The sequence below is a fragment of the Clostridium sp. UBA6640 genome, from assembly GCF_002455975.1.
Classification (GTDB): Bacteria; Bacillota; Clostridia; order Clostridiales; family Clostridiaceae; genus Clostridium_J.
In genome coordinates, this window is the sequence record NZ_DKLM01000142.1 from 1 (window position 1) to 6193 (window position 6193).

General features: G+C 30.3%; 4 protein-coding genes and 2 pseudogenes. All 6 read right to left on the reverse strand.

Translation table 11 applies throughout. The features are described from left to right. Positions 1-691, reverse strand: a 691-nt coding sequence (locus B2W91_RS15760; protein ID WP_291582658.1) for an alcohol dehydrogenase catalytic domain-containing protein, incomplete at its 3' end; no start/stop codon positions are given. Positions 692-1530: 839 nt separating this feature from the next. Then, positions 1531-2940, reverse strand: coding sequence for a basic amino acid/polyamine antiporter (locus B2W91_RS15765; RefSeq protein WP_291582660.1), 1410 nt, complete (start codon positions 2938-2940; stop codon positions 1531-1533). Between the two features lie 161 nt (positions 2941-3101). Next, positions 3102-4283, reverse strand: a complete 1182-nt coding sequence (locus B2W91_RS15770; RefSeq protein ID WP_349680814.1) for a transposase — start codon at positions 4281-4283, stop codon at positions 3102-3104. Beyond that, positions 4225-4374, reverse strand: a pseudogene (locus B2W91_RS21130) (IS607 family transposase); the annotation flags it as partial. The pseudogene B2W91_RS21130 and the gene B2W91_RS15770, both read right to left, overlap by 59 nt. Next, a pseudogene (locus B2W91_RS21085) lies at positions 4361-4492 on the reverse strand (MerR family DNA-binding transcriptional regulator); the annotation flags it as partial. The pseudogenes B2W91_RS21085 and B2W91_RS21130, both read right to left, overlap by 14 nt. A gap of 233 nt (positions 4493-4725) precedes the next feature. Further along, positions 4726-5949 (reverse strand): arginine deiminase, encoded by a 1224-nt coding sequence (arcA, locus tag B2W91_RS15780; protein WP_291582662.1) that lies wholly within the window; start codon positions 5947-5949, stop codon positions 4726-4728. Positions 5950-6193 lie beyond the last annotated feature (244 nt).

A 6193-nucleotide genomic window follows, 5' to 3' on the forward strand; every position in this document is an offset into this window, starting at 1 on the left:
GTTTCTCCATAATCTGTTCTACTATATCGCCTTCTCTATAGTTAATAATATCCGTAGCTCCATATTCCTTTGCTGCTTGAATACAATTTGGTCTTGACCCCACTGCATATATATGTGATGCACCACGAAGTGCAGCAGCAGCTACAGACATAAGGCCAACAGGTCCGATTCCAATAACACATACAGAGTCTCCAAACTGAACATCCGCTAATTCTACTCCATGGAAACCTGTAGGAACCATATCTGACAACATAACCGCATCTGCAGGATCTAGGCAGTCTGGTAATATTGCCAAGTTTCCATCTGCATCGTTTACATGGAAGAATTCACTGAATACACCATCTTTAAAATTAGAAAACTTCCATCCTGCCAGCATACCGCCAGAATGCATAGAATAACCAGCCTGTGATTCTAGTGCATTCCAGTCCGGCGTAATGGCTGGAATAATTACACGATCCCCAGGTTTAAAATCTTTTACAAGAGCTCCTACTTCTACTACTTCTCCTACAGCTTCATGACCAAGAATCATATCATGTCGCTCTCCTATTGCTCCTTCCCATACCGTATGAATATCAGATGTACAAGGTGACACTGCAATGGGTTTTACAATAGCATCCATCACTCCACATTTAGGAGTCTCCTTTTCAATCCATCCTGTCTTTCCAATTGATAACATTGCGTATCCTTTCATAATGTTCCTCCTCTTATTGTTAATATTTTGTCAATATAATAATTATAACTTATATCTTTTATTATTTCAATCAATTATTATCAAAAAATTTTATAACCGTATGTATTTATTTGATGTCCCTCAACCTTTTTTATATCTTCTTTCCTTTCTTCATTTTCTAGTTATTGTGAAAACAGTGTATTTGCTAGATTTTTAATTATTGAGAAATAATCTTAATGTATAGGCTTGGGATATACTTTTAAGTAAAAATTTATTCTGGAATATAGATATCCTCATCTTCAGCCTTTAATCAATGGAGAATTAAGAACGAACATTGGGCAATTATAGTGGAAATTAATTCCTTACAAATTAATTTCTTTAATAAATTTTTAACTATCAATTTCATTGCTAGTTTTTTGTAGCGGTGAACATTGTTCGCCAGCTTTTTTGTATATATAGTATCATAAAATGTTACCACAATAATTATATGAATATGATTTAGCTTTTTGGAGAACACTGTTCTCCCCTACAGCTTAATCAATGCAAAATTCACAGTTCACAATTCACAATTAAGGTTGAAATTAGTTTTTATCAAACTAATTTCTTTAACTAATTTTTACTAGCAATTTTATTGCTAGTTTTTTGTAGGGTCGAACATTGTTCGCCAGTTCTTTTTTACGCATCTAGCATAACTAAATACTACCACAATAATTATATGAATATGATTTAGCTTTCTGGAGAACACTGTTCTCCCCTACAATTTGACAATTGAAAATAGAGCTTTGGTAATAATAAAAGTATAGTTACTTTATTAGATCAAATTAACTATACTTTTATTTATGTACTATAAAATAAATACCTTATTGTAACTGTATTCTTCCAGTTCCAATCATTACTATCATAAATATTGCTAGTAATATTATTATCGTCATTGCTCCCTTTTCTTTTGATGTAACTTTTTTATTTTTTTCTTTTTTAGCTTTTACGTAAATACCTATTCCTAATGCATACATTATTACCGCCGCACCTAAATATTGTATACCTACTACAAAAATTACATATAAGGAATAAATTGATGCAAGTATTGATATAATCATGTCTTTAAACTCTAATTTATCTTCTCTTGAAACTTTAATAGCATATAAACTTGAAAATAAGTATGGAATTAATATACATGTAGTAGCAATTAAAAGTACATTACTGTATGCTGATTGGAGTGCTGGTAAAAGTAATGATAGTAAAAAAATCTGAATTAATATATCTGTTAATAATAGTGAATTTGAAGGTGCTCCATTTTTATTTTGTTTCGCAAACCATTTTGGCATTGTTCCACCTTTTGCCGCAACATAAGGAATTTCTGCTGCAAGCATTACCCAACTAATTAAACAACCTAGTAGAGAAATAATTAGCCCTAGTTTAGCTATTACTGCCCCTGATCTACCTATTGCCGTTCTTGCTAATACATCAGCAAGTGGGGTTTGTGAATTTAAAAGTATCTCTCCTGGAACTACACCCATTGATACTACAGAAACAAGCATATATAAAGCCAATGTTATAACTAAACTTAAAATTGTTGCAGCTCCAACAATTTTAGATGATTTAGCTTTTTCTGATAATACAGTAGCAGCCTCTACTCCAATGAAGCACCATAAGATAATCCCCATTGCACTATTAACTTGTTTAAATAAGCTAGTTGGCTCACCGGTAGCAACAAGTATTGATTTCCAATTTTCTACATTAAATATTTTCAAGTCAAATACAGTAAATCCTAAGATAACCACTAATAATAAGGGAATTACTTTTGCAACTGTTGCTATTGCATTTATTATACCTGCACTTTTAGTCCCTCTTAACTGAATCCAATGCACTGTCCAAAGTATTAAAGATGCCATTAAAAATGATACCATAGGCCTTATTTCACCAATTAAACTATTTAAGGTTTTAGTCATAAGAATAAAAAAAGCAACATTTCCAAGCCATGCACTTAGCCAATATCCCCAAGCTGAATTGAAACCTGTAAAGTCACCAAACCCTTCCTTAGCATAAGTAAAAATTCCACCTATAAGCTTTGGTCTTTTATTTGCAAGTAATTGAAATACTAAAGCTAAAAATATAACTCCAATACCACCAATAACCCAAGATAACAACACTGCTTGTGGATTTGTATTACTAATAAAATCAGTGGGGCTGTTAAATATTCCCCCACCAATCATTGACCCTACTCCAAGAGCAACTAATAACGATAATCCTAACTTTTTATCACCATCCATTTGTTTTGCTGCTACTCAAAATATGGACAAATATACCCATATCGAGATTCTTACTACTTCAACGTGTCTGATTTTATTCCGTAGAACTACTTTCATTTGATATAACACTCCATAGTCGTAAATTCCGAACTAGCCATCCGTACATATCTACAATAACTTGTTTATACTATTTTGTAGATTTTAGCATCTCTTAAATTAAGACTTGCATTTATATCTCTATCCTCTTCATAGCCACATTGGCACTTATAGATTCTATCAGAAAGTTTTAAATCTTTCTTAATAGAGCCACATTCATGACATAATTTACTTGAAGGATAAAATCTATCTACAATTCTCAATTCAATACCCATCCAATTACATTTGTTAGTTAACTTAGTTCTAAACTCAAAAAACTTTTGTCCTGCAACTGCCTTAGATAAATGCTTATTTTTCATCATTCCTCTAACATTTAAATCTTCTATAGTTATAAAACTTGGATTTTGTTTTACTATATCAGATACTACTTTATTAATATAATTTGTCCTTATATTTGTTAATGTCTGATGAATTTTCTGTACTTTGACAACTTGTTTTTGGATATTTTGTCTAGTAGCTTCCTCCTTTTTACTTTTATTTCTTAATTTTAAACTTTCATATTTTCTTGAGAGTTTTCTTTGTTCACGTTTTAATTTCTTTTCTAGTTTTCTTACTGTTACAGTTTTATTTATATTTTTCTTAAAAGTTTTATTAGAAATAACTGCAAAATCTGTCAATCCTAAATCAATGCCTAACCCCTCATTTGTGGGGATATTAGAGTCTACAATATCCGCTTCTACTAATACTGATACATAATATCTATCAGCGCTCTTAGATACTGTTCCACTTCTAACTTTTGCACTTGTTGGTATATATCCATATTCTTTTAATCTTACATTGTTCAGTGATGGTATCATTATTTTATGTCTGTATACTTTCCAGTCCCCTTTATTGTTTTTAGGAAAATATAGCTTAACATCTGATTTATTCTTCTTTTTAAACCTTGGAAATTTAGATTCACCTTTAAAAAACTTATTATATGCTGTTTCTGCATTACATACAGCCTTTTTACGTGCTTTTGAACCACATTTGTTAATCCATTGATATTCTTCTAATACTTTAACTTCATTATTTATATATTTATCAAAACTATTTGCACTCATAAAAGCTTGTTTTTTATCAATTAATCCATCTTTATATTGCTGATATAATTCTTTATTTTTACCAAGATAAAAATTATATAAATATCTGCATATTCCAATTGATTGATCAATTTTCATCTTTTGTTCCAACGTTGGTTTTATCTCTGCTTTGTATGCTCTTAGCAATTTTCTCATCCTCCTCTATCTTTTTCTTATACTTTCTTAAACCATATATTCTACATGAAAATACATAAAAAATTGAAATAATGTCTTCTATCGGTAGGTGCTCTCTTTGCTATTAAAATACCCTCTCTGTCCCAACGTTGCAGTGTTTTTACTGACACATTTAGCAATTCTGCAAAATCTTTCGGCTTATAATTGATAATGTGTTTCATTAATAGCACCTCTTGAGTATGTATTAACATATTTAAACACATTTATCTATATTTTTATTAACTAAGGATTATCTCCTTTTCTTTAGTCTTATTATTTTAAAAAACTCCAAAGGTTTTGACCATGGAGTTTTAGCCATAATTCGTATTTTTCATTACCGATTTTTCATTTGTAGAAAAAAAATTTTGTTATGGAAATTAAAGCCATGCATAAGTTAAATTTTTATTAGGAAAGCCTATAAGTTATCTCTATTTAAAGGCATACTCATACATCTTGGGCCGCCTCTACCTCTTGAAAGTTCTGAACTTGGCATTGTTATAACATTAACTCCACGTTTACTTAAAGCTTCATTTGTTACATAGTTTCTTTCATAAGTCAAAACCTTACCTGGAGATATTGCTAAAGTATTAGAGCCATCATTCCATTGTTCTCTTGCAGATATTATTTCATCACCATTTCCGCATCTTATTAATTCTACTGCTGGTAAGTTTAATGCATCTTTTAAGATATTATCTAACGTATTTTTATTATGAGTAATATCTAATCTGCCATTCTTTCCTCTTGTAATTTCAAAAACATTTAGCGGTCCTTCTATTCCTGGATGTATAGTAAATTTATCATAATCAACCATAGTAAATACCGTATCAAGGTGCATAAATGCTCTACGTGCTGGTATTTCAAAGACTAATACTTTTTCAAAAGAAGTATTAGCATCAAATAAGTTTTTTGCTATAAATTCAATTGCCTCTGGTGAAGTTCTCTCGCTGCAACCTATAGCAACGATTTTATCTGAAAATACTAATTCATCTCCACCTTCTGAACTACTTTGAAATCCTCTATCATACCATAGTGGAATTTCATAAACTTTAAAGTCTTTATGGTATTTATGGATATATTTCACAAATAGCGTTTCTCTTCTTCTTGCTGAAGTTTTCATCGTGTTAATTATTAGTCCATTTCCTACTGCCGCTACTGGATCCCTTGTAAAGTATAAATTTGGCATAGGGTCTAAATAAAATGGGTATTTCTCTTCCATAAGTTCTCTTAGAGAACGTCTTGTTTTTATTTGTACTTCTTCTTTTCTTACTCCAGCCATAAGGGCATCGACCATATCTTTAGTTGAGCGAGAGGTTAAATTTTTATATAACGCCTCATATATATCCATATTATTAATATGACTTTCTTTTAAAAATTGATTTAAGAATTCATCCTTTATTTTTTTATCTTCCAAAGCTTCTGCTGCTAAGTTTTCTAAATATAATACTTCTACACCATTTTCTCTTAATATTTCAGCAAACCTGTCATGCTCCTTTTTAGCTATTTCTAAATATGGAATATCATCAAAAAGTAATCTTTCTAGATGTTCTGGAACTAAATTTTCTATTTCATTTCCTGGTCTATGCAGCATCACTTTATTGAGTTTTCCAACTTCAGACTTAACATTTATAAAGCTTTCCATGTTTTTTCCTCCTTTTTTTGCTATTTATAGGTTGTTGAATAACTAATTTTTACAAGTAATTATTCAAGGAAAATAGATTTATATTTTTTATTAATATCATTAGCTACAATACATTATTTAGTCTATATATAATGTAGTATTATTTAATGCTGATTAAAATATACTTATTTATAGACTGATTTAAGGTCCCTATATTTTATAATAAAAAATGCATTAAAGCAGATATTATAATCCACTCTAATGC

Excerpts from the sequence above, each read along its gene's own strand:
- B2W91_RS15765 (WP_291582660.1), bottom strand. The coding sequence starts at position 2,940 with ATGGATGGTGATAAAAAGTTAGGATTATCGTTATTAGTTGCTCTTGGA.
- arcA (WP_291582662.1), bottom strand. The coding sequence starts at position 5,949 with ATGGAAAGCTTTATAAATGTTAAGTCTGAAGTTGGAAAACTCAATAAA.